Origin of the sequence: Bacteroides faecis MAJ27, from assembly GCF_900106755.1 — a bacterium.
GTDB lineage: Bacteria > Bacteroidota > Bacteroidia > Bacteroidales > Bacteroidaceae > Bacteroides > Bacteroides faecis.
The window spans coordinates 89436-113338 of the sequence record NZ_FNNN01000002.1 but is presented as its reverse complement, the minus strand read 5'-3'; the positions used below and the strand labels follow the sequence as shown (position 1 = coordinate 113338).

At 42.5% G+C, this 23903-nt stretch carries 24 protein-coding genes and 1 pseudogene; 12 read left to right on the top strand and 13 right to left on the bottom strand.

Annotated elements, in window-relative coordinates; genetic code table 11:
• Positions 1-54 precede the first annotated feature (54 nt).
• From BLW31_RS02340 to BLW31_RS02330, 3 genes are all read left to right on the top strand, one after another.
• Positions 55-1149 (top strand): OmpA family protein, encoded by a 1095-nt coding sequence (locus BLW31_RS02340; protein ID WP_010537052.1) that lies wholly within the window; start codon positions 55-57, stop codon positions 1147-1149.
• Between the two features lie 381 nt (positions 1150-1530).
• Positions 1531-2799: a putative DNA modification/repair radical SAM protein gene (locus BLW31_RS02335; protein ID WP_010537053.1), complete on the top strand. Its 1269-nt coding sequence runs from the start codon at positions 1531-1533 to the stop codon at positions 2797-2799.
• 43 nt (positions 2800-2842) lie between these two features.
• Positions 2843-3625, top strand: a complete 783-nt coding sequence (locus BLW31_RS02330; protein ID WP_010537054.1) for a TIGR03915 family putative DNA repair protein — start codon at positions 2843-2845, stop codon at positions 3623-3625.
• Positions 3626-3634: 9 nt separating this feature from the next.
• On the opposite strand, the gene BLW31_RS02325 is transcribed toward BLW31_RS02330, so the two are convergent.
• Complete coding sequence (locus tag BLW31_RS02325; RefSeq protein WP_010537055.1) at positions 3635-4303, bottom strand: MgtC/SapB family protein; 669 nt, start codon at positions 4301-4303, stop codon at positions 3635-3637.
• A gap of 237 nt (positions 4304-4540) precedes the next feature.
• Here BLW31_RS02325 and BLW31_RS02320 point away from each other — a divergent pair, with 237 nt between their 5' ends.
• Positions 4541-4906 (top strand): ribosomal maturation YjgA family protein, encoded by a 366-nt coding sequence (locus BLW31_RS02320; RefSeq protein WP_010537056.1) that lies wholly within the window; start codon positions 4541-4543, stop codon positions 4904-4906.
• Positions 4907-4912: 6 nt separating this feature from the next.
• Here BLW31_RS02320 and BLW31_RS02315 read toward each other — a convergent pair whose 3' ends face one another.
• From BLW31_RS02315 to BLW31_RS02285, 7 genes are all read right to left on the bottom strand, one after another.
• Positions 4913-5764: an ion transporter gene (locus BLW31_RS02315; RefSeq protein WP_010537057.1), complete on the bottom strand. Its 852-nt coding sequence runs from the start codon at positions 5762-5764 to the stop codon at positions 4913-4915.
• A 41-nt stretch (positions 5765-5805) separates the two neighbouring features.
• Positions 5806-6786 carry a lytic transglycosylase domain-containing protein gene (locus BLW31_RS02310; protein WP_022302058.1) on the bottom strand — a complete coding sequence of 327 codons (981 nt, stop codon included), beginning with the start codon at positions 6784-6786 and terminating at the stop codon, positions 5806-5808.
• Between the two features lie 32 nt (positions 6787-6818).
• A complete protein-coding gene (locus tag BLW31_RS02305) occupies positions 6819-7658 on the bottom strand; it encodes a DNA-formamidopyrimidine glycosylase family protein (protein WP_010537059.1) in 840 nt (279 codons plus the stop codon).
• A 782-nt stretch (positions 7659-8440) separates the two neighbouring features.
• Complete coding sequence (locus tag BLW31_RS02300; RefSeq protein WP_029425379.1) at positions 8441-10039, bottom strand: hypothetical protein; 1599 nt, start codon at positions 10037-10039, stop codon at positions 8441-8443.
• Positions 10040-10077: 38 nt separating this feature from the next.
• The gene (locus BLW31_RS02295; RefSeq protein WP_010537061.1) at positions 10078-10674 is read right to left on the bottom strand and encodes a DUF5025 domain-containing protein; all 597 of its coding nucleotides are present in this window, start codon (positions 10672-10674) and stop codon (positions 10078-10080) included.
• Positions 10675-10688: 14 nt separating this feature from the next.
• Positions 10689-11075 carry a DUF3244 domain-containing protein gene (locus BLW31_RS02290; RefSeq protein ID WP_010537062.1) on the bottom strand — a complete coding sequence of 129 codons (387 nt, stop codon included), beginning with the start codon at positions 11073-11075 and terminating at the stop codon, positions 10689-10691.
• A 130-nt stretch (positions 11076-11205) separates the two neighbouring features.
• Positions 11206-12897 carry a tetratricopeptide repeat protein gene (locus BLW31_RS02285; protein WP_032836810.1) on the bottom strand — a complete coding sequence of 564 codons (1692 nt, stop codon included), beginning with the start codon at positions 12895-12897 and terminating at the stop codon, positions 11206-11208.
• Positions 12898-13035: 138 nt separating this feature from the next.
• On the opposite strand from BLW31_RS02285, the gene BLW31_RS02280 reads away from it, so the two are divergent.
• Positions 13036-14355 carry a TIGR01777 family oxidoreductase gene (locus tag BLW31_RS02280; RefSeq protein WP_010537064.1) on the top strand — a complete coding sequence of 440 codons (1320 nt, stop codon included), beginning with the start codon at positions 13036-13038 and terminating at the stop codon, positions 14353-14355.
• A 5-nt stretch (positions 14356-14360) separates the two neighbouring features.
• Entirely contained in the window at positions 14361-14633 is a 273-nt protein-coding gene (locus BLW31_RS02275) for a GNAT family N-acetyltransferase (protein WP_010537065.1), read from the top strand.
• 112 nt (positions 14634-14745) lie between these two features.
• Here the strand turns inward: BLW31_RS02275 and BLW31_RS02270 are convergent, their stop codons facing one another.
• Positions 14746-15015 carry a zinc ribbon domain-containing protein gene (locus tag BLW31_RS02270; protein ID WP_010537066.1) on the bottom strand — a complete coding sequence of 90 codons (270 nt, stop codon included), beginning with the start codon at positions 15013-15015 and terminating at the stop codon, positions 14746-14748.
• A 99-nt stretch (positions 15016-15114) separates the two neighbouring features.
• The gene (locus BLW31_RS02265) at positions 15115-15846 is read right to left on the bottom strand and encodes an SDR family NAD(P)-dependent oxidoreductase (protein ID WP_010537067.1); all 732 of its coding nucleotides are present in this window, start codon (positions 15844-15846) and stop codon (positions 15115-15117) included.
• Between the two features lie 227 nt (positions 15847-16073).
• On the opposite strand from BLW31_RS02265, the gene BLW31_RS02260 reads away from it, so the two are divergent.
• On the top strand, positions 16074-17579 hold the full coding sequence (locus BLW31_RS02260; RefSeq protein WP_010537068.1) for a TrkH family potassium uptake protein: 1506 nt from the start codon (positions 16074-16076) through the stop codon (positions 17577-17579).
• Positions 17580-17593: 14 nt separating this feature from the next.
• Here BLW31_RS02260 and BLW31_RS02255 read toward each other — a convergent pair whose 3' ends face one another.
• A complete protein-coding gene (locus tag BLW31_RS02255) occupies positions 17594-17899 on the bottom strand; it encodes a nitrous oxide-stimulated promoter family protein (protein ID WP_022302063.1) in 306 nt (101 codons plus the stop codon).
• Between the two features lie 51 nt (positions 17900-17950).
• Here BLW31_RS02255 and BLW31_RS02250 point away from each other — a divergent pair, with 51 nt between their 5' ends.
• Positions 17951-18196 carry a hypothetical protein gene (locus BLW31_RS02250; RefSeq protein ID WP_010537070.1) on the top strand — a complete coding sequence of 82 codons (246 nt, stop codon included), beginning with the start codon at positions 17951-17953 and terminating at the stop codon, positions 18194-18196.
• A 117-nt stretch (positions 18197-18313) separates the two neighbouring features.
• Entirely contained in the window at positions 18314-19672 is a 1359-nt protein-coding gene (locus BLW31_RS02245; protein WP_010537071.1) for an MATE family efflux transporter, read from the top strand.
• Positions 19673-19701: 29 nt separating this feature from the next.
• On the opposite strand, the gene BLW31_RS02240 is transcribed toward BLW31_RS02245, so the two are convergent.
• On the bottom strand, positions 19702-21351 hold the full coding sequence (locus BLW31_RS02240) for an RluA family pseudouridine synthase (RefSeq protein ID WP_010537072.1): 1650 nt from the start codon (positions 21349-21351) through the stop codon (positions 19702-19704).
• Between the two features lie 99 nt (positions 21352-21450).
• On the opposite strand from BLW31_RS02240, the gene BLW31_RS02235 reads away from it, so the two are divergent.
• Both BLW31_RS02235 and BLW31_RS02230 read left to right on the top strand, forming a co-directional pair.
• Positions 21451-21969, top strand: coding sequence for an SGNH/GDSL hydrolase family protein (locus BLW31_RS02235; protein ID WP_010537073.1), 519 nt, complete (start codon positions 21451-21453; stop codon positions 21967-21969).
• Positions 21970-22084: 115 nt separating this feature from the next.
• Positions 22085-22549 carry a MaoC family dehydratase gene (locus BLW31_RS02230; RefSeq protein ID WP_004308264.1) on the top strand — a complete coding sequence of 155 codons (465 nt, stop codon included), beginning with the start codon at positions 22085-22087 and terminating at the stop codon, positions 22547-22549.
• A gap of 77 nt (positions 22550-22626) precedes the next feature.
• Here BLW31_RS02230 and BLW31_RS02225 read toward each other — a convergent pair whose 3' ends face one another.
• Positions 22627-23607, bottom strand: a complete 981-nt coding sequence (locus BLW31_RS02225; protein WP_010537074.1) for a linear amide C-N hydrolase — start codon at positions 23605-23607, stop codon at positions 22627-22629.
• Between the two features lie 101 nt (positions 23608-23708).
• On the opposite strand from BLW31_RS02225, the pseudogene BLW31_RS02220 reads away from it, so the two are divergent.
• Positions 23709-23884: pseudogene (locus BLW31_RS02220) on the top strand (MarC family protein); the annotation flags it as partial.
• Between the last annotated feature and the right edge of the window lie 19 nt (positions 23885-23903).

Genomic DNA, 23903 nt, shown 5'->3' with positions numbered 1-23903 from the left:
GAAGGGCCCCCCCTTTTTCACAAAGTTTTTCATAAGACTTAAAATAAAAATATTATGAAAATAAGAAATTTGCTATTATTATCTCTGCTTACTGTCAGTAGTACTATGGCGTTCGCTCAGGAACAGCGAATCAAGGAAGAAGGTAAGACAGTGTTCAAACCTCATTGGTCTATGCAAGTACAGGCGGGAGCCGCTCACACAGTAGGCGAAGCCGATTTTACCGATTTGATCTCTCCGGCAGCAGCCGTCAATGTAGGGTATAAGTTTGCACCCGCATTTGGAGCCCGTTTAGGCGTAAGCGGTTGGCAGGCAAAGGCAGGATGGGTCACTCCTTCTCAAACCTATCAATACAAATATCTGCAAGGCAATCTGGACCTTATGGCAGACCTCAGTACTTTATTTTGTGGTTTTAATCCGAAACGTGTATTCAACGGATATATTTTTGGCGGCGTAGGATTGAATCATGCTTTCGATAACGACGAAGCAAATGCACTGGACACAAGATCTCACGAACTGGAGTATCTGTGGCAAGACAAACAAAACCTTGTAGCCGGACGCTTTGGACTGGGATGCGACCTGCGCCTCAATGACCGGCTGGCTATCAATATTGAAGGAAATGCAAATGCTCTTTCCGACAAATTCAATTCCAAAAAGGCAGGCAACTGTGACTGGCAGTTCAATGTTCTGGTTGGTCTGAATATCAAATTAGGCAAGAGCTATAAGAAAACAGCCCCGGTATACTATGAACCGGAACCGGTAGTGGAGCAACCGAAACCTCAGCCTGTGGTAGAAAAGCCACAGCCGAAACCGGAACCGGCAGTAGTAGTGGAACCGATGAAACAAAATATTTTCTTTGCTTTAAATTCTGCGAAAATTCAGAATGACCAGTTGTCGAAGATTGACGCGATGGTGGCATACATGGAAAAGTATCCGAACAGCAAAGTTGCCATCACCGGATATGCCGACAAAGAAACCGGTAATCCGAGAATCAACCTGGCCTTATCCGAGAAACGTGCGAAGAACGTTGCCGACGCACTGAAAGCCAAAGGCATCGCAGCAAGCAGAATCGTAACGGACTTTAAAGGAGATACTGTACAGCCTTACCGCGTGCCGGAAGAAAACCGGGTAAGTATCTGTATTGCGGAATAATATTTTCCCACTTCTCGTGCGGGGTTTTCCCTATTCCTCTATTCTATTAATAATAAGATGAGGTACCCTGCATGATGAGTAAAAAGAGGAAGCCCGTGCTTGTGAAAGCCCGGACTTCTGTAATGAACCCTTTTTTTCACTTAAATGTGAAGAAAAACCCCACGTGAACAGATGGAAAACGATGCTTGTGAAAGTCTTTTTTTCCGCCTTCTGTTCTTTGCAGAGGATGCCCCTCACATTTTCCCACGGGCATCCTCTTTTTTATATATAGAGAGACTGATTGTTTTGTTTATAAAGAACAAAATGCGTGTGATTTGGTTCATTATCACCCAAGCATTCCGATTAAAATCGTATATTTGCGACTCTAATCAGATTGAGTCCATGAACGAAAATGTCCTCGCTAAACTAAAGATTCTGGCAGAATCCGCCAAGTACGATGTATCCTGTGCATCCAGCGGTACAGTGCGCTCCAACAAACCGGGCATGCTGGGCAATACCGTAGGAGGATGGGGAATCTGCCACAGTTTTGCCGAAGACGGACGGTGCATCTCCCTGCTCAAAGTCATGCTGACCAATTATTGTATTTACGACTGTGCCTACTGCATCAACCGGCGCAGCAATGATCTTCCCCGCGCCACCCTGTCTGTGTCCGAACTGGTGGAACTGACAATTGAATTTTACCGGCGAAACTATATCGAAGGCTTGTTTCTCAGTTCCGGTGTGGTCCGTAGTCCCGACTATACAATGGAACGGCTGGTACGCGTGGCGAAAGATCTGCGTCAAGTGCACCGCTTCAACGGATATATCCATCTGAAAAGCATTCCCGGAGCGAGCCGGGAACTGGTGAATGAAGCCGGTCTGTATGCCGACCGTCTCAGCGTCAACGTAGAAATACCCAAAGAGGAAAACCTCAAACTGCTCGCTCCCGAAAAGGACCATAAGAGTGTGTTCGCCCCGATGAAGTATATTCAGCAAGGAGTGCTCGAAAGCAAGGAAGAACGGCAGAAGTTTCGCCACGCTCCGCGCTTTGCCCCTGCGGGACAGAGCACGCAGATGATTGTAGGAGCTACCTCCGAGTCGGATAAAGATATTCTTTTCCTTTCGTCGGCTCTCTATGGGCGACCGACGATGAAGCGTGTTTACTATTCCGGATATGTCTCCGTGAACACATACGATACGCGGCTGCCCGCACTGAAACAACCGCCTCTGGTACGCGAGAACCGTCTCTATCAGGCGGACTGGCTGCTGCGCTTCTATCAGTTTAAAGTGGACGAGATAGTGGATGACGCTTATCCCGATCTCGACCTGGAGATAGATCCGAAACTCTCATGGGCTTTGCGTCATCCGGAACTGTTTCCGGTCGATATCAATAAGGCAGATTATGAACTGTTGCTCCGTGTGCCGGGTATCGGGGTGAAGTCGGCTAAGCTGATTGTGGCATCCCGCCGTTTTTCCCGTCTGGGCTTTTATGAATTGAAGAAGATAGGCGTAGTGATGAAAAAAGCGCAGTACTTCATTACGTGCAGGGAACTGCCTTTGCAGATGCAGACGGTGAACGAGCTTTCTCCGCAGCGGGTACGCAGCCTGCTGCTCCCGAAGCCGAAGAAGAAGGTGGATGACCGGCAGCTGGTACTGGATTTCGGAGAATAGAAATAAAGAAGATGTCTGGAATGTATTGTAAAACCGGGAGATAATGAATGTTTATATCTACGATAAAACCTTTGACGGGTTGCTGACTGCTGTCTTCGACGCTTATTTTCGTAAGACCTTTCCCGATTTCCTGTTGTCGGAAGGGGATGCGTTGCCTTTGTTTTACGATGAGCTGCATACGGTGGTCACCGACGAAGAGAAAGCCGCCCGTGTGTGGCGTGGTTTGCAGAAGAAGGTTTCCGCTTCCGCGCTCGGCTGCCTCACCCAGAGCTGGTTGTCGGAATTGCCGAATATAGGGATGCTTATTTTTCGTTATATCCGTAAGGCGATTGACGCTCCTCGCTCTATCGAGACTAACTTCGGTGATCCGGATGTACTTCAGCTTGCTCAGATTTGGAAGAAGGTGGATGGTGAACGGGTGCATCTGATGCAGTTCGTACGTTTTCAGAAAGCGGCGGACGGTACTTTCTTTGCTGCCTTTGAACCGCAGTACAATGCCTTACCACTGACTATCCAGCACTTCAAGGACCGCTTTGCCGATCAGAAGTGGATTGTCTATGATATGAAGCGACGTTATGGCTTTTACTATGATTTGCAGGAAGTGACTACGATCTCTTTTGATGACGACAGCAAGGCCGCTCATCTGATTACGGGCATGCTGGACGAGAGTCTGATGGATGAGAACGAGAAGATCTTTCAGAAACTCTGGAAAACGTATTTCAAGGCTATCTGCATCAAGGAACGTATGAATCCGAGAAAGCATAAAAAGGATATGCCTGTTCGCTACTGGAAGTATTTGACGGAAAAGCAGGGAAATGAGAAATGATGAATTTCTTCATTCTATCCGCTGCACCGTTACATCCGGAAAGTTCTGCATCAACGAAAGCAGATGTCCTTCATCATTGTTCCGTTTCGATTTGATGACCATTGTGACCTGATAGGATTCCATTTCACCCGGATGTAGTGTTTGCATTTCGTAAGAGACAATCATATAATCTTTTGAATTGAATCTGTCTGCTATCTGCTTTAAAGTATCTTTGTTGTTAGTAGAGAATGCGATCATTGAGCTTTTCATGCCTACGCTTTTGAAGATATAGCTGAGTAGTTCCAGTCCGATCAGAGTCAGCACGGTAGTGGCTATGCCGATGGCGTACATTCCTGCGCCGACTGCCAGACCGATGCCGGCTGTGGCCCATATACCGGCGGCTGTAGTCAGTCCGCGGACGATTTGTTTCTGTAGGATAATGGTTCCCGCACCGATAAATCCGATGCCGCTTACTACTTGTGCCGCTACACGACTGGGGTCGAGTGTCACACTGTTTTCTTTGATGATCTCCTGAAATCCGTACTGCGAAACAATCATAATCAGGGCACTGCCCAATGATACGAGGAAGTGAGTGCGGTATCCGGCTTCCTTGGCACGGTATTCACGGTCCAGTCCGATGATGGCTCCCAGTATTCCTGCGACCAGTAATCTTAACATAAAATCAACGTTCAACATCATAGGTTCGGTCTCCTTTCTTTTCTTTGTTTGTTTCTTTCTTTAGTTCTTGTTTTTCTGTTCTTATTTCTTCTGTTCTTTTGTTTCTTCTGTCTTTTTCTTAAAAAACGGTTAGTCCTATAAATATACAATTCTTTTCTCTTTTTGTGCTATTAATTTAGTAATATTTGAACGTAGCGTCTGCATTTTATCGTATATTCGCAGTCAAAACCGTGCATCACGCCAAAGATTGAATAAGAAATGGAGAAAAGGATATTTTACATCATTAGTTTTCTGATGATATTTTGTATAGAGGTGCTCATAGCCTTGTATGTGCGTGATAGTTTCGTACGTCCTTATATGGGAGATGCTTTGGTGGTAGTACTGGTGTATAGCTTCGTGCGTATATTCATCCCGACAGGGATTCCCCGCCTGCCGTTTTATGTCTTCCTGTTCGCCTGCTTTGTCGAAATTCTGCAATATTTTCAATTGGTGGAAACGCTGGGAATCACCAACCGTGCATTAAGAATTATTCTGGGATCTACGTTCGATTGGAAAGATATCGTCTGCTATGGGGCAGGATGTATCTTTATTTTCCTGTTTGAACGGATATTCAGACGACGTTGACCTGAATCACAGGTCCGGATTTAAATCATGTCCGCAATACTTGCAGAACTTCGCATTGTCTTCGTGTCCGGAACGATGGCAGTTCGGACATTCTTTGTCTCTTCTCCGTTTGTAGTCCTTCATCATAGAGGCGGACACAATGCCGGTAGGTACTGCAATGATGGTATAGCCGATCAGCATGACACATGCTGAAAGAAACTTTCCCAGTCCGGTGGCAGGAGTGATATCTCCGTATCCTACGGTAGTCATCGTGACAATGGCCCAATAAATGCTGTTCGGGATGTTGTTGAACTGAGAGCCGGGAATATTCCCTTCTATCATATACATGAGCGTTCCGATGGAAGTAACCAGTATCACGACAAACAGGAAGAATACAGCAATCTTTTTACTGCTTTCCCGCAGTGCGGTGAGCAGCCGTTCGCCTTCGTTTAAGAAGTTGAACAGTTTAAAGACACGAAATACCCGTATCAGCCGGAATGCGCGGATGATAAGCAGATAGCGTGCTCCCGGAAACAGTAAACCGATATAAAGCGGCAGGGTAGCCAGCAGGTCCACGATACCGAAGAAACTGAAGATGTATTTCTTGGGACGGGGAGAACAATAGATCCGTGTCAGATACTCAAAAGTAAAGAAACCGGTAAATAGGTATTCCATTACGACAAATGGAGTGGTCAGACAGGAGGGGAGTCCTTTCAGACTTTCTATAATGACAAGCAACACACTGGCAAGGATACAACCGATAAGAATCACATCGAACAGCTTTCCCGAAGGAGTGTCCGACTCAAAAATGATAACGTATAACTTATGTTTCAGTTTTTCGTTATGCAGGAAATGATGGATTCTTTCTTTCAGTCTCATGCGAATAATCAGTTACTTGTTATTCATAGAATGCTTGCTTCTCAATCTATTACCCAATGCTTGTTGTATGCCACGGTTTTCTTTGGATCATAATACATTCCTTCTTGTGTCGGTATATTGAGAACGTATGTTTTTCCGGTCCTGTTCTTTAGACTTTGTTCGCGCAGCCAAGGGTTAGCATCCCGAAGTTGGGCATACGTGATTCCCTGCTGTTTGGCAAAATCGCTCAGGCTGGCGATGGGGGTGCTGACGGTGATCTCTTTGTAGGGGATAGGCGGATATAGGTGTTCCTTTTTCAACAGGAATCCATATCGTTGCGGATTGTTGAATATCTCCTTGACTGCCAGCAGGCGGAACATATACCGGGAAGTTTCTTCTACCAGCCATAAGTCCATCGCATGACTGGCAAGCTGCTGGTCGAGTTGGGACGAAATTCGTCCTTGTCCGGCATTGTAGGCAGCGGATACTGCCATCCAGTCTCCGTATTTGGCATAAGCCTGTTTGAAGTATTTGCAGGCTGCTACCGTTGCTTTTTCGATGTGGTAACGTTCGTCTACATTTTCATTCACTTCCAGTCCGAATTCGCGTCCGGTAGCGGGCATGAACTGCCATAATCCGGCTGCACCGGCGGGAGAACGGGCTATGTTGTTGAGGTTACTTTCGATAACCATCAGGTATTTGAAGTCGTCGGGGATACCGTTCGCTTTCAGAATCGGTTCCACTATCGGGAAGTAACGGTTGGCACGCTTGATGAGTAGCATAGTGGTGGAGTGCATATAGGTGAATGCCATCATCTCCCGGTCCATCCGCTCACGACGGTCGTAGCGGCGGAGGTCGATTGTCTCTCCGTCAAAGGTGACCTGTTCGGGGACGGTGGGTGGGGTGACGCAATAAGGCACTTCCGATTTGGCGGAATGCTGCTCGTCTACATGGCTGCTACCGATCAGGATGGGGAGGGTAGCTCCGATGCAGAATACTAATATAAAGGTTAGAATGTAGTTGATCTTGGTAAATTTCTTCATTTTCTGTTTTCTTTTAGTCATTGGTTGGGTTCTTATTCCAATATCTGGCAACCACGGCAATAATAAATGCTACCGCCAAGATAATTCTCCTTGACGATGGTTTCTCCGCAGCGGGGACAGGCTTTGCCTGCCGTATCTTTAGAGAGGCAAGCAACGTACTTGCCGTTCGCTCCGAATAGGTCCGATTCCGTGCTTCGTCCGCCCTGCCGGTAGATATCGTCCATGGTCTCCTTTACTTGATAGAACAAATTTTCTTTCTCTTTGTCTGTTAATGTGGCTATTTTTTTCTTCGGATGGATGTGGGCATGATACAAGATGTCCTGTAATACACCGTTTCCCAATCCCGGAATAGTCTGCTCTGTTGCAAGAAAAGCTTTGGCAGATTTCTTCTGTGCGCCTTCCTCATTAATCAGTCCGAGAAAATATTCTTTGCTGAAGGTATCTGTCATCACTTGCGGTTTGCTTTTCGCTATCCGGTAATATTCGGAAAGCATGCCCGTAGCGGCATTCTTGTCATAGCACATGAGTCCGCCGTACATCCGTACGGAAGCTATCAGGCAGCTTTCATCCTCGAATGCGATAAGTAACTGATGCTTGGCCGGCAGCTTGGTCCCCGGAGTCAGATAACGCAGATTTACTCCGTCTGTGAGTACGAGCACTTTATCTTCTATTGTTATCTCTACCATGCCTCCCTGAGACTGTGCACCGTTTATTCTCTTACCGACCAGCCATTCGGCAAACTCATCGGAATTGCCGTTAAACCAAGCGAATTTGTGAGGGCTGAATTGAATAAATACATCTGTTATTCTTTTTCCTACAACTGTCTCAGTGAGTTGTTCGCAGAGATAACGGGCTTCGGGTGCTTCTATCATATAGTCTCTATTTATGATTTTATAAATGTTCTCATGCAAATATAATATTTATTAGTCAGAACTAAACTAAACCGGTTGAACAAAAAGTGACGAAGGACCAGGCATTTTAATGTGATTCTTATTATCACTTATCACTTTTTAGACTTAGAAGCTTATTAACCAATAACATGACGGTGATAATAAGTAGTGATAATAGAGTGACAATAAAAGGACCTCTGCTTTTCTATTGTCACTGTTAAGTAGTGGAATTCTGGCTCCTTTTGTAGGATGATATACCTGCATTAATAGGCTATGTGTTGTTTATTAAGCAGTTTTGTATGTTACATTAATATCTTTTGATAGTAATGTAGATTCGTTTCACGTACGTGAATCAATAGATTCACATGCATGGTCTCATCGGTTCACGTATATGGTCTGAATGGCTCACATATATGAAACTGGAAAATATTACTGATATAGAAGGTTGGTGAAGCGTTCTTTATGTATTGTTGTGGCTGGCTTTTATTCTAATATGTACTACCTTATATTTCGGCATTAACGATACAATAGTTATATGTGATCGGAGGAAAAAGATATAAGGTTTGCTTCTTGTACAGATATATAAAAATATTCAAAACAGAGTGAAGGATTTAATCTTGCTTTAAAGTTTAAATTCCTTCACAATGTTCTGAATATCAAGTTAAAGTCTAGTTTTATTATTTGATATAGATGGCTTATAGATAGTCAGTAAGTATCTAATCTAAGTGTTATTTTATAAACTATATATGTTGTATTTATATCTTTTATTTAGTAGTGATAAGATTAATCGGTAAGATTGTTGCTGTTACATCACCGCTAGATACGTCATATAGTTTATAGGTATTATTAGATTCTGCTCTGATAATAGGGTCGTAGAAGAAGAAGGAAAGAGTTCCCAATTCGTCAGAACCGACTGAAGTTTTAACAGTAGTGGTATTTGTCGAGGTAGTGGTATGAGAGAAGCCATATCCCAATTTGGCAGATAATTTAACACTATCTATGCTACCACCTCCTTCAAGTGAAAAATCGGCTTTGTTTGTGAATTCATTTACTACAGTTACTGTTTTTTCTATTGTTTGATCGGGATCGAATTCCTCAACATACATATGAATGGAAAGGGCTTTATTATATAAATCCCATGGTAACATGAAAACTTTGTTGTCAATATTTGCATTAAGCTGTTCTGGGTAAATCCATTTTGATCTTAGGTTATTGATATCTACCGAATAGAAATTTTTTGATTGTCTGAATGCTGTGCCGTTTTTATGATGAAGATGTATTTTTTCTATAGAGAACACATCTTTTGCCTTTATAGAAAATACAAGCTTATGTTCCATCGCATCTTTATTTGTTTCTCCGGCAATATACGATTTGAAACGGAATTCAAAATTACCATCCGTCCATATCTTTTGAAGAATTTCTTCATTTGAAAGGTAGCGTTTTGCTTGGGTTAAATTTTGTAATCTTTGATCACCGTCAGCATCTGCAATTCTTCCAAATGCAGTAGCACTAATTCTGAATCGGTATAATTTTTCTCTGATATTTCTATTTAAGGTTCCGGGAGTATTTGTTTTATTAATACCATAATAAATATAATCTCTTTGGCAGGCATTAGGAACATTTTTGAATTCTCGCCAGGCGTTAATAGCTGTGGCTACTACATCTTTGCTAACATATTTATTCAAATCTTCGGTTGCTTCTAAATCATTGTCAGCATCATAATGCCGGGTTTGCACCTTTTTGCTCCCATCAAAAGCGTCACTTATAAATTCATAAGTAGCCTCTCCTGATCTGGTATTAATACTAGTAACTTTCATGCGTTCGTTGTTTTTCACAACAAGGCAAGGAAAATCGGGAATATCTCCTTTTACCATATTACCAATGTTTTCACCATTTTCATACAGTGTGTTGTTTTTGTCATCTCTGCATAATACAGCTACTTCTTTGTCGCTTGTATCCCAAGTTGCTGCATTAAAATCCCAGAATAGAGATAAATCCGGAATCATTATATTTAGTAGAGGAAGAGACTGTTCTATTTCAGACAGTTCGTTTGCTTCTTTGCAGTAGGATAGCAATACATCTCTGAAACTTTGATCGCCGAATACTTTTTTATCTTTAATCATTGGATAGAAAATGTCATAGTCATTGTCGAATTGTGCTAAAGCTTCTTTCTTTAAAAAGCTACGTACTTCAACATTGCTGGATGCGGCTTGTGACAGTAATTTGGCGAACTTTAGTTGTGCATCAGCAGTTGCTGATACGGGTGAATTACTTGTATTCTCATTGATAGGAGAAGTTCCTTCCTCTTGAGAACACGAAAACATGAAAAATGCACTTGCGAGCATTAATAAAACCTTTTTCATAATGCATGTTTTTTATGAAAGTTAGTAATAGATAAAAATTATCTGGTTCCGTAAGAACCATTGATTATAATAGAATCTTTTGGATTATCTAAACGATAAAGTACTCCGTCAAGTTTTACTTCAAGAATAGGATGAGTGTCGTCTGCATAAGTCAGATTGATGACTTCTGCTCGGAACGGGTTCTCCTTTTTGGGAATATAAAGAATATATCTATTTTCATATTCATCGCTTTGTGTATCTCGACTTATTTGTATTCCATCATAAATGAAATCTGATCTTGTAGAAAGTGTAATATAACGTACTCCCATGTATAAATCAAAGATATTTATACCCATTGATTCGTTTTCACTATATTTTATCCCTGTAGACATTCCTATCACTGTTTTCATTTTTATGGAATTAGGCTCATCTTCTTCAGAAGGTAAATAGTTTAAAATATGTTTAGATGTACGAACTGGCCAATCACCATGTCCTACATTTTCTACTGCTATTTCTTTTCCGTTTATAGTACCTTTAAAGTATCCCCAATACCATGAATCATCTTTAGGAGCAGGAGTTTCATTATCATCGTTCCCGCACGATGATAGAATAAACATTCCGAAGAATGCTCCGATCAAATAAATGTTTAGTCTCATCTTTTTTTATTTTTTTATTCGCTTTCTTCTTCTACAATATCTCCGGTTATATCCATTATGGGAGAGATAATCTTTACTGTATAAGGATAACCGTTTGGAGTTTCTATATACAATGTTTGACCTTTGTTTATGAAGGTAGGAGGTTCATGAACTATGGTTTTCCCGTTTTTATCTGTAATAGTTATTTCTGCATCCGGCAGAGGTGACAGAAAGATGATTTGTAGGCAACTGTCGGTTTCTTGCACATCCATATCAAATTCAATAGGAGAACGAGTTGTTGCTTTGTTCCTTAGAGTAAATGAGGTAAGGCGAATTTTGTGCTTATGCTTATTTAGTATTGCTGCACTCGTTGGTATAATAAATAATACCGATAATAAGATAAATAAAAACTTTGCTTTCATATTCAATTCTTTTATTGATTTATGGAGGCAAAGGTATGGAGTATTAGTATAGATGAATAATATTTGCAGTCACATTCCTGTTTTGTAATATGTTGATAACTAGTGAAATAATGAAATCAGTAGTCACACTTTACATTTCTTCGTCTTTCATTTTCTCTTTTATTCTTAATTTACGCTGGTTAATGGGATGCGTATTGTTATAACCGAAACAAAGTGCAATAGTTAGAGGTTGTAATTTTGCCTCATTTAGGCAGAGATATAAAATATCTTCTTCGGTCAACTTGGGATACTTTTTTTGTAAGTATGATATATAATCGGCATAAATTTCGAAAATAGTCTTTTGAAGTTTCTTTAGTTCTGCATTTGTTAATACCTTCATTGCTTTTTTGTCAGATACTTCTTGTTTCGAAAGGGCGATAATTCTCTTGTATATATCACTTTGGGTAAATAACCAATTTCTCAGTTCATGCTTTTCTTGTCTAAGTCTTTCTATTGTAGATTCTCTTTCCTGTATTTCATCTATCTTATTCGCTTGGTCTTGTTTCAGATTACGTTGTTCTTCTTGCAGCAAACTGATTATTGATTGATTATCTTCAATGATAGTCTGCGTTAAAGATAGTTTATATTGGGTTTGCTTTAAATTCTGTTGATATAGAAGTTGTATTCTTTTTCTTTTGTTAATATGGTATTGATAGAACAATATAATAAGTAAGCAAGAAAAAATGAAGAGTGTAATTATGAGCTGAAGTCGATGTTGCTCTTTTATTTGCTCTTCCCTAATATGAATTTTGATATTATATTTATTAATGAGTTGTTGTTGCTCGCTGTATTGTTCTGTACTATACATAGAATCTAAAATTTCTACATGTTCTTCTAAATAGGCAGATGCAGCTTTGTAGTTTCCTAGATCTTTTTCAATATCATACAAACTTAATAAAACAGCGCCTCTACCTGCTATATTTTTAGTATCTTCTAAATTTTTATTGAGATAATAGATGGCAGAGTCTTTATTTTCTCCTCTTTCGTACAATAAGCTTCCAAGATGACCATAATAACTTCCTGGTATCTTTCCTTGTGGAAACCATTTAATGGCATTGCGTGCATGATACAATGCCGAATCTGCTTCTTCAAATTCATCGTAACTAATGCTTAGATTGAATTCGGATATGCTTATCATAGAAGAGTCACCTGAATCTAACGCATAGTCAAGTGCTTTACGTTGGATTATTATTGCCGAATCTTTTTGGTCTTGTGTACAATAATATAAACTAAAACTATTTAATGCAACAGATTTATCTTTATCTGTGATGCAGCATTTATATAGTTCCCGATATGCTTTAAACGCCTCGTCATAGTAATTTACGTCGAAATAAAGATTTCCCAATGAGCTGAGCGTATGTCGTTTGATCTCAATTTCTTTCGGATAGTCTTTCAATATGGTCAGCGCTTCTTGCAAATGGGTAATAGCCTCTTTGGGGCTATTTATTTCTATTTCCAACCGTCCTTTATAAAGTAAAGCTACAGCCCGCTCTTTCTCGTCGTCGTCATAATAACGCAAAGCTAGATTCAGTAATGAATCACAGGGTAGCAGTGATTTCTCGCATTTATCTGTTGCACGTGCTAAAAGTAGGGCATAGCGGGCAGATTCTTTGTGAGAAAGCTCTTGCAGTGTAGGCAATGTTTGAAGTAATTGCAATGCGCTGTCGGGATGTTCTTCTAGCAGGGATTCAACTTGTATGAATGATGCCTCGGTCTGTTCTCTTGAATAGCAGGAATAGAGTAAGAATATCGATAGAACTAGAAGTATGTGTATTTTAGTCACAAGTCTTTGTTTTTATAGTTTGTATGTCTGTGCAAAGATAAGGTTTATTTATTAGAATAATATTTATTCGTATAATAAAAGAACCTTTTCTGCTTTTAATACGTTTTTCTAGTATAGTTGAAAAAATGAAGAATCAAGATGAATATAGCAATGACCGGAGCCACCGGATATATAGGCAAACATCTCTCTAGCTATCTGACCGAAAAGGGTGGACACCGGATCATTCCTCTGGGAAGGGCGATGTTTCGGGAAGGTATGTCCGGACTTTTGGTTCAGACGCTGACGCATTGCGATGTCATTATCAATCTGGCAGGCGCTCCCATTAATCAGCGTTGGACACCGGAGCATAAGCAAGAACTTTTCAATAGCCGGATCACAGTGACACACCGTATTATCCGTGCCTTGAATGCTGTCAAAACCAAACCGAAACTGATGATTTCGGCATCCGCCGTAGGTTATTATCCTTCTTTGGTGGAATCGGACGAATATACTCAGACTCGTGGCGATGGTTTCCTGTCTGACCTTTGCTATGCGTGGGAGAAGGAAGCGAAACGTTGTCCGCAACCGACAAGACTTGTTATTACACGTTTCGGGGTCGTGCTTTCTCCCGATGGAGGAGCGATGCAGCAGATGCTCCGACCGCTGCGTGCAACGAAAGTTGCCGCCGCCATAGGGCCGGGTACGCAACCTTTTCCGTGGATAGACATTCACGACCTTTGTCGCGCTATGGTCTTCTTTATAGAGAATGAAGAACTGAGAGGTGTTTTCAATCTGGTTGCTCCTCAATCCGTTTCACAACTCTCATTTACACGCGCGATGGGAAAGGCGTATCATGCCTGGACTACTTTTATTGTTCCTCAGACTGTCTTTCGTTTACTGTATGGTGAAGCCGCCTCTTTTCTGACAGCCGGACAGAATGTACGTCCTACGCGCTTGCTGGAAGCCGGATTTCACTTTTCCGTGCCCACCATCAAGAAGCTTTTTGAAGAAACGGATCGTCATACGGTAGAGCATCTTGACTTGGAGCGATATATGGGGCTCTGGTACGAGATCGCCCGGTATGACCATCGTTTTGAACGTGGACTGACAGAAGTGACTGCCACTTATATCCTCCGTCCCGATGGGACGATCCGCGTAGAGAATCGGGGTTGCAAGCGTAACTCACCTTACGATATTTGCCGGACAGCCACCGGACATGCCAAGATTCCCGATCCCGCGCAGCCCGGTAAGCTGAAAGTTTCTTTTTTTCTGAATTTCTATTCTGACTATTATGTGTTGGAACTGGATCAGGAGAACTACAACTATGCCCTTATCGGCAGCAGTACCGATAAATATCTTTGGATATTGAGCCGTACCCCGCAGTTGACGGAAGAAATAAAAAAGAAATTGGTCACTGCCGCCGAACGTCGTGGTTATGATACGAGCCGGCTGCAATGGATTGAACAACTTAAAAAATAGACATCATGGATTACGAAATTACTCATCAGCCCGAACAGAAACTGTTCAAGACGGAAGTTGACGGTCGCACCGCTTTTGTAGAATATCGCCTGTTAGGTGATTATCTCGATATTATTCATACCATCGTCCCCAAACCGATAGAAGGACGGGGGATTGCTGCCGCACTGGTGAAAGCTGCTTATGACTTTGCACTCGCCAACGGGATGAAGCCGAAAGCTACCTGCTCTTATGCTGTGAGATGGCTTGAACGCCATCCGGAGATGAATGCGGATAATTAGATAAACAGGGGCTGACCTAAAAGAACGAAAAGTTATTTTCTCTTTGTGGCAATGGATATTGGTAACAAAGAAACGTTTGGAAGAAGAACTTTCGGGTCAGTCCCTTTTTAGTTTATAGTTTCCATCTTTTAAGTTGAGGGAAGAACTCTTTCATCGTTACCCGCGCCTCATCTATCGTGTACTTCACTTCCGAATCCTTATTAAACTCATCAAGGTAGTTCAGGTTGAGCTCAATCATTTCATCCATGGTACATTCTTTGGTAAACTGCCCGTTTGCATAGCAATAATGGCAATACTCTTGATTTTTACTGCCATCGGCTTCTGTTCCGAATGTAGACTCATCTATCGGCATAGCACAACTCTGACAAATTTTCTGTTCCATCTTTTATTTATTTAAGTGATTAAAAGTATGATAAATAACTCTCTTTTATCTGCTTACAAATATAGTTGCTTTTCATCGGTATTCGGTTATCCAATCTTGCTATTTTGTTTTTACCGGCATCCGTTTCCATATCCATCGGGGAATCATTCGCCAGAAGAATACGAGTATGCGGTAGCGTCCGTCGATGATGGCTACCCGCTGTTTCCGATGAAGTGCACGGACAATGTGACGGGCAGTTTGACCGGCTTTCATCAGCATCGGGTAATGCTTTCCGTCATTCAGTAAGTCGGTAGCTACAAATCCCGGTCGGATATCGGTGAAGTGAATGTTTAACTTTTGCAGATGGGCAAGTTGTTCAAGAGCATCGATGTAAGTGTTCTGAAAACGCTTTGTGGCAGAGTAGGCAGGGGCAACTCCCAATCCTTTGGTACCGGCAATCGAACTGATGACAGCCAGATGTCCGCCTCCGTTGTGCTTAAAATAGGAAAATGCGGTATCCACCATCCGTGTGAAACCTTCGACATTGGTACGTGCAGTATTCAACTCGATTTCCATATTCAAGTTCATATTCTGGAAACCGATGCCGGAGCTGAGAAGGAATAAGTCCATGCCGCCTAACTGATGAATAAGCGCATCCAGCTTTCCGGCACTGTCTTCCTGAGTGACATCCAGCGCCTGAACTTTTATCCGCTCCGGTGCGATTTGCCGGAAATCATCAAGAGCTGACTGGCGCCTGCCCGCTATTCCGATTTGCCATCCTTCGGATAAAAGGCATTTGGCAACTTCTTTCCCGATACCGGAGGTAGCACCTATGATAATGGCTCGTTTCATTTTTTTGGAACAAAGATAATCAAATCTTTCTATTTTGAAAGGGAACTTTCCATTTTGAAAGTCCTCCTTTTCATTTTGATAGGAAACCTTTCCATTTTGGTAGGGTGGAGGCTTTATGCTTTTTCAAAGTGGAAATAATATTGGGCTGATAGATAGCTGTTTAAAAAGAATGCCGTTGTTTTGGCATACTATTGGCTATGGGAGTCGTGCAGAGTAATTCATGAGTTATGGAAGAGTATATATCAGATAATAGTGTGTATGCACGTGCCAAAAGCAATAGTATGATCAATCCGAAGATGATAGGGCGAGTGCTTGGGGCATTGCTTTTTATTGAGCTGGGAATGTTTCTTTTGTGCGCCGGTATTTCGTTGGGATACGGAGAGGATGACTATAAGTATTTTCTTTATACTTGTGTGATTAATGCCGTAGCAGGTGGATTGCTGTTACTTTACGGACGGGGAGCGGAGAACCGGATGAGTCGCCGGGACGGGTATTGCGTGGTAACTCTTTCATGGTTATTCTTTACGGTTTTCGGGATGCTGCCTTTCTATTTTAGTGGAAGCATTGATACCATTACCAATGCTTTCTTCGAAACGATGTCCGGATTCACCACCACAGGAGCTACAATACTCGATGATATCGAATCTCTTTCGCATGGAATGCTTTTCTGGCGTAGCCTCACGCAATGGATCGGCGGGTTGGGGATTGTCTTTTTTACGATTGCCATTCTTCCTATCTTTACTACGGGCGGAGTACAGCTTTTTTCTGCTGAGACTACCGGAGTAACTCATGACCGCACACATCCGAAAATTAATGTAATGGCCAAATGGCTGTGGACTATCTACCTGATATTGACTGTCTCGGAAACCATTCTGCTGATGTTCGGAGGAATGGACTTGTTCGATGCCATTTGTCAATCATTTGCTACTACTGCGACCGGAGGGTATTCTACCAAACAAAACAGTATTTCTTACTGGAATTCTCCGTATATAGAGTATGTGGTTGCTATCTTCATGATTATTTCGAGCATTAATTTTTCTTTATTCCTGATGTGTCTGAAAGGGAAAGTGAGCCGTTTGTTTAAGGATGAAGAAACGCATTGGTTTCTGGCATCTGTCGGGATATTGACACTGCTGATCACTTTGGCACTGGTATTTCAGAATAATTATGGTTGGGAACTGGCTTTTCGTAAATCATTGTTTCAGGTAGCTACGGTACATACTTCCTGCGGTTTTGCCACGGATGATTATAATTTGTGGCCCCCTTTTACATGGTTATTGTTATTTATAGCGATGCTTTCGGGAGGTTGTACAGGTTCTACCAGTGGAGGTATCAAGAATATGCGCCTGTTGATTGTGGCTCGTTCCATCCGAAATGAATTCAAGCATCTGCTTCATCCCAATGCGGTACTTCCGGTGCGGATTAACAAACAGACGGTATCTCCGTCCATTGTAACGACCGTATTACTGTTCTTTGCTTTTTACCTGATTATTGTTTTGATAGGCTGGGCGATTCTCTTGTTTTTAGGAGTAGGTTTCTCTGAATCAGTCAGTACGGTAATTTCCAGCATCGGTAACGTGGGACCGGGATTGGGTGGCTGTGGCCCGGCATATTCATGGAACTCTCTGCCGGACTTGGCCAAATGGGTTCTTTCTTTCCTGATGTTGATAGGCAGACTGGAACTTTTTAGTGTGCTGTTACTTTTCTATCCGGGATTCTGGAAAAATCATTAGGATAAATTTACCGGTCAGGAGAATAAGTGGCGTATCGCTTCCATCGGAGCATAGAGCAACATTCTGGGACCGGAGAACCGCATAACCTCCCGCATCCGTTCGCGCATAGCAGGCTTGTAGCAATGTACGGAACATTTCTTGCACGAACTTTTCTTCTCTCCGAAGGGACAGTGATCAAGACGGGCATGTGCATAGCGGAGCAGTTCTTCGCACTCCGGACAAAGAGTTGCATTCTTCTCTTTCTTCCGGCAATAGAGACGAATCATGATCTCTACTGTTCTCTTTTCCTGAGTAATACGTGGCTTTTTATCAGTTTCCATAGGGCAAAGATAATAAACGGATTGCATATTCTGCAAATAACTTCAAGAGGAATGGTTGTTGTTGCTGGAAACTATGCGTATCTTTGCGGCATGAGAAAGTTATTATGTCCGCAGTGCAAGATTGCTGCCCTATATGTAGTGAATGACCGTAAAGAGCGCCTTTTGGTCTATGTACTCGAAAATGGAGAAGTCGTGCCTAAAGATCCGGCAGCTTCTACCGATGGTTTTGATATGACGGAGGTCTATTGTTTGGGCTGTTCCTGGCATGGTTCGCCGAAAAGACTGGTGAAGAGATAGGAGATTTCCGCCATTTCGTCTTTTTTTGACTTATGTCAATAAAAAGAGGGCATAGGTTTAGAATCTCTCAACCGGATTTTTCAGTATCTTTGCAGCCAATTTTTAGGACATAGACGTATGGCAACTTCTAAAGAGATGACGGCAGGGCCGGCATTACCTCTGATTTTTAATTTCACTCTGCCGCTTTTGTTCGGCAATCTGTTGCAGCAAACGTATTCGCTTGTTGATGCTGCAATCGTTGGAAAGTTTTTGGGAATTAATGCGTTAGCTTCTGTCGGAGCCAGCACATCAGTCGTTTTCCTTATTCTGGGTTTCTGCAACGGATGTTGCGGAGGATTCGGTATCCCCGTAGCTCAGAAGTTCGGGGCAAGAGATTATAGTACGATGCGTAGCTACGTCTCTGTCAGTCTGCAACTCGCAGTTGTGATGTCTGTGGTTATTGCTATTCTGACTAGTATTTATTGCGCGGATATCCTGAAGATGATGCGTACACCGGAGAATATTTTTGAAGGGGCGTACGCTTATCTGCTTGTTACTTTTATCGGGATACCTTGTACGTTCTTCTACAACCTGTTGTCGAGTATCATCCGTGCTTTGGGGGATAGCAAGACACCTTTTTATTTTCTGGTGTTGGCTACGATACTCAATATCATTCTCGATTTATTCTGTATTCTGGTATTAGACTGGGGAGTGATGGGAGCTGCCATTGCTACGGTATTTTCGCAGGGAGTTTCCGCTTTACTTTGCTATATTTATATGTACCGGAAGTTTGACATCCTGCGCGGCACACCGAAAGAGCGGAAATATCAGTCTAAACTGGCGAAAACGTTACTTTCCATTGGTGTTCCCATGGGATTGCAATTCTCCATTACGGCTATCGGAAGTATCATGCTTCAGAGTGCAAACAATGCGCTGGGTACGGCATGTGTGGCGGCATTTACTTCTGCCATGCGCATCAAGATGTTCTTCCTCTGTCCATTGGAGAGTTTGGGTATGGCTATGGCTACCTTTAGCGGCCAGAACTACGGTGCCGGAAAGCCTGAACGTATCTGGTCGGGGATTAAAGCCAGTACGCTGATGATGGTTGTCTATACAGCCGTGACTTTCCTGATCCTGATGGTGGGAGCCAAGTCTTTTGCTCTGATTTTTGTAGACCCTTCGGAAGTTGAGATTCTGGAGAAAACAGAACTTTTCCTGCATATATCAGTCTCTTTCTTTCCGATGCTTGGATTACTCTGTATCCTGCGATATACTATTCAGGGAGTAGGCTACACCAATCTTGCCATGTTTTCCGGAGTGTCGGAAATGATTGCACGTATTCTTGTCAGTATTTGTGCCGTACCGGCTTTTGGCTTTATAGCCGTCTGTTTCGGTGATCCGATGGCATGGGTAGCAGCTGATTTGTTTCTGATACCTGCATTTATTTACGTCTATCGCAGGTTGAAACGGCAGGTGCTGACAAGTGCCGTTTCATAATTAAAAGAAAACAGCCGAAGAAAATATTCTTAGAATTCCGCCTCCTTCTGTATGCAGATAATATCTCCGTAAACGGGATGGCGGAATTCGAGATATTCGGCATGGAGATAGAGCCTGTCCGCCTTTTTTCCGTAGAGTTCATCGCCCAGAATGGGGCAGTTCAACCCTTGATGATGGGCGGCATGTACCCGTAGTTGGTGGGTACGTCCTGTTAATGGATAAAAGGCGATGCGTATGTACTTATCGGAATAGTCCAGAATCCGGTATTCGGTAACAGCCGGCTTGCCGTATTCTTCACTGATCATTTGGCGGGGACGGTCGAGCGGATTGAGGCAAAGAGGAAGATTGATGGTTCCTGTTTCTGCCGGTAATCCATTCAGTTCGCTCCTGTCCAGTAAGGCTACATAACGCTTTTTGATACTGCGATTCATGAACTGTTCTTGCAGATGTTGATGAGCTTCCTTAGTTTTGGCGACCAGTAACAATCCGGAAGTTGCCATGTCCAGCCGATGTACGATCATTGGCCCTGTAGCTTCCGGATATCTGGCTTTTACACGGTGATAGACGGAATCTGTCTCTTCTTCCTTGCCGGGAACGGATAACATGCCGGATGGTTTGTTGACCACCACCAGCCATTCATCTTCAAATACAATCTCTAATTCTTCTTTCTTGTGGGCATTGGCCGAGAGTGGATTCTCATCTACCTTCAATCCTTGCAGCATGTGTTGTAGAATCGGTTCACATTTTCCTTTACACGAAGGATAATAATAACCATGATGCCGGACTTCCGTCTTCGGAGAGTTTCCCCACCAGAACTCTGCCATTGCCAATGGCTTTAGTTGATGAAGGTAAGCATATTGCAGCAATTTAGGCAGGGCACATTCTCCTGCTCCGGCAGGGGGAGTTTTGTGCACGGTTTGCTCAAAGATAGTACACAAGTCTTTAATTTCTCCTCTTGCATTCAGCATGCGGAACTGTTCGAACAATTTTTGTTGTAAGGCTGCCGAGCGTTTCTTCCGTTCGGTCTTCAGCTTATCTGTTTCCGTTTCAAAAGTGGCGATCTCCTTTTCCAGAGTTTTGATCCGTTCTTTCCATCCCCGTTCCAATCGTTTGAATTCCGCTTTCTGATATTGACTTTCGCGAATAAGAATGGCCTGTTCTTCTTCTGACAGGGCAGGGGATGAGTTGCGGCGAAGTTCTCTTTCTTCCTTGGCTGCCTTTAGTTTTTCTTTGGCTTGAGTCAGTTCCAGATTGGCTTGCTCTGTTTCTGCATTCAGCTTTTCTTTTAAATGCAGATAATGAGGGTTAACTTCCAATTCACTGATACGGGCATTAATAGCAGAAATCTGTTCTTCTTCTATTTTGAAGAATCCTTGTGGTTGCAACAAATCATATACAGGAGGTACGAAGTACGGATGCAGGTTCTTTCCTGCCAGATTGCCCGAAAAGGCAGCGAGATAGCCAATTGGGGAAGGTTCCTCCTCTTGGGGTTGTACTATGAGTACTCCGAACATTTTGCCGGGAGCCAATTCCTCTTGCCACTCCTTTTGTGTCGAAATATATGCTTTGACTTCTTCAGCCGCTAATACGCATAGCGGATGAGGAGTATAGTTGAAAGGATATGTAAACCTTTCCGGTAGTGCAATATGGGAAACCGGTTGGTCGAAAAAATGTATCATTGATTCGTCATAACAGAATTATGGATACAAAAATAAGGTAAATCTACGAAATATTGTTCTATATTTGTTCTGTAATTGGAACGAATATAGAACAATAAGATGGAAGACAGACCCAAATTTGCATTCGTAGGTAACAGTCACATGGCATTCTGGGCACTGAATATTTATTTTCCTCAATGGGAATGTATGAATTACGGTGCTCCCGGAGAAGGTTTGGCATATGTCGAATCCTTTTCGGTGGATACTTCCGATTGTTATGTGGTAGTCCAGTTCGGTACCAATGACATTTACCGGTTGAACGATGAAAATGCAGATGAATATGTGGAACGCTATGTGAAGGCTGTTCTTGCCATTCCTTCTCTGAAAACTTATCTCTTTTGTATTTTTCCCCGCAACGATTATGATGATTATAGTACGGCAGTAAACAAGTTTATCCGTATGCTTAATCAGAAGATACATGCCAGACTGGAAGGAACGGAAATTGTCTGTCTGGATGTGTTCGACCGTTTACTTCAGGACGGGCGATTGAATCCCGGGCTGACAATTGACGATTTACATCTGAATGGTAAAGGATACAGCATACTGAGCGATGCACTAAAAAAGGCAGTCAACGGATAAAGCATTTTCTTGTATTTTGTTTTTGCATTTGTGCGGTAAATAGACGGCATATCATTTATTTTTCCTATTTTTGCCCTCATAATTATATGTAGAACCCCCATAAAATGATGAGACTATGGAGAAAGTTATTATCAACTCGTATGAAGAATTTGAAAAGTTAGTAGGTCAACAGATAGGTGTATCCGATTATGTCGAACTCTCTCAGGAACGCATCAACCTTTTCGCAGATGCAACACTGGACCATCAATGGATTCACGTAGATACAGAACGTGCTAAAGTGGATAGTCCTTATCATAGCACAATTGCTCACGGATATCTGACATTGTCTATGCTTCCTTACTTGTGGAATCAGATTATTCAGGTAAATAATCTGAAAATGATGATTAACTACGGTATGGATAAGATGAAATTCGGTCAGGCTGTGCTGTCCGGACAAAGTATTCGTCTGGTGACTACTTTACACTCACTGACTAACTTGCGTGGTGTGGCAAAAGCAGAAATCAAGTTTGCTATTGAAATCAAAGACCAGCCCAAAAAAGCGCTGGAAGGAATCGCAGTGTTCCTGTATTACTTCAATTAATATTTAGTAATATAATGCGGGAGACTGTTTTCATTTGATTAATGAAGACAACCTCCCGTATTCGCTTCTTATTTTTCTCACCCTCTCACTCCCATAAACTTAAACGGTTGCGCCGGTTTGAATTCTTTGTTCGTATTACCATGATAAGTTTCTCCGTTGGAAATAGACAATTTAAGTACCGGAGCACCTTCTGACAAATCCATTTCCCGCAGATTCACCCAGAAAGTATTGGGTGTCAGACTTGATTCGAAGAAGTACATCAGGTCTTTGCTTTCCGATACCGTTCTCCATTGTGTCGTTGAAATCTCCGGATTTTCGGGAGTAGATATGCCGTACGGGACCGATGCGTTGCGGACAACACTGAATACGCTTGCCACAGCGATCCTCACATCATCCGTTTCAGGCAGTGCGTTTACGTAAAAGCTGGCTCTGGCAAAGCGGTCTGACGGGCGGTTGGTTCCGGGCAGAAAGCTCAATCCACCTATTGATTTCCAATATTCGTTAAGGGCCAGCTGTTTGTTGTAAGTGGGGGAGTTGGTCATTACTTTATATTCCTTGCTGTGATAGACAGTCAGTTTTCCGTCTGTATATTCGAATATGGCACAGTCACCTGTTGCATCGGAAGCTGATAAATGCAGGGTCGCCAGACGGGAACCATCCGGCATCATGTCCGATACTACCTGAAAAGTATCCTCGTCAATGAATGCGACAGCCTCGTCTACAGTGGCGAAGTTATCCAGCATATACTGTACCCATGCTGTAATGGCAAGTCCCGGCTTGCTTTTATCTCTTGCCGGATATTTAGCTTCGGGCAACCACAACAGATTGGCGACCAGTCCTTTCTCATTCATTCCGTCCGTACTGGCTATTTCAAAAGCGGAAGTCACCACACTGCCATATTTAGAGACCCATTTCAAGGAGTTTTCTCCCGTCTCTCCATTTCTTTCCATACCTCTGGGAAACACCCAAAGATTACTATGCATATCTGTCTTCCAGTCCATAGACCGACCGGTTGCCACCATTCCATTTGTTCCCGAATAAACAACTCTTGTGCACATAATTATAATTTTCAGTTAAGGGTTTATGATAAGTTACTTTGGTATCAGAACAATAAGATTCCATTTATGTTTTACATATATACGGATATTGAATAAGGTATCTTTGCATGCCCGCTATCCTGTATGTATTCCTTTCGCAGGGGCAGAGGATTATTCAGAGACTGGGACCGGCAGGCAATCAGATCATAAATAGACTCGTTGCTTTTTTACGTTCTGTATTGGTATACAGATTTCCGTGACAGGCATTTCCCATATATTCCATCTGAATATACTGTGATGCGGATGAATATTATAAA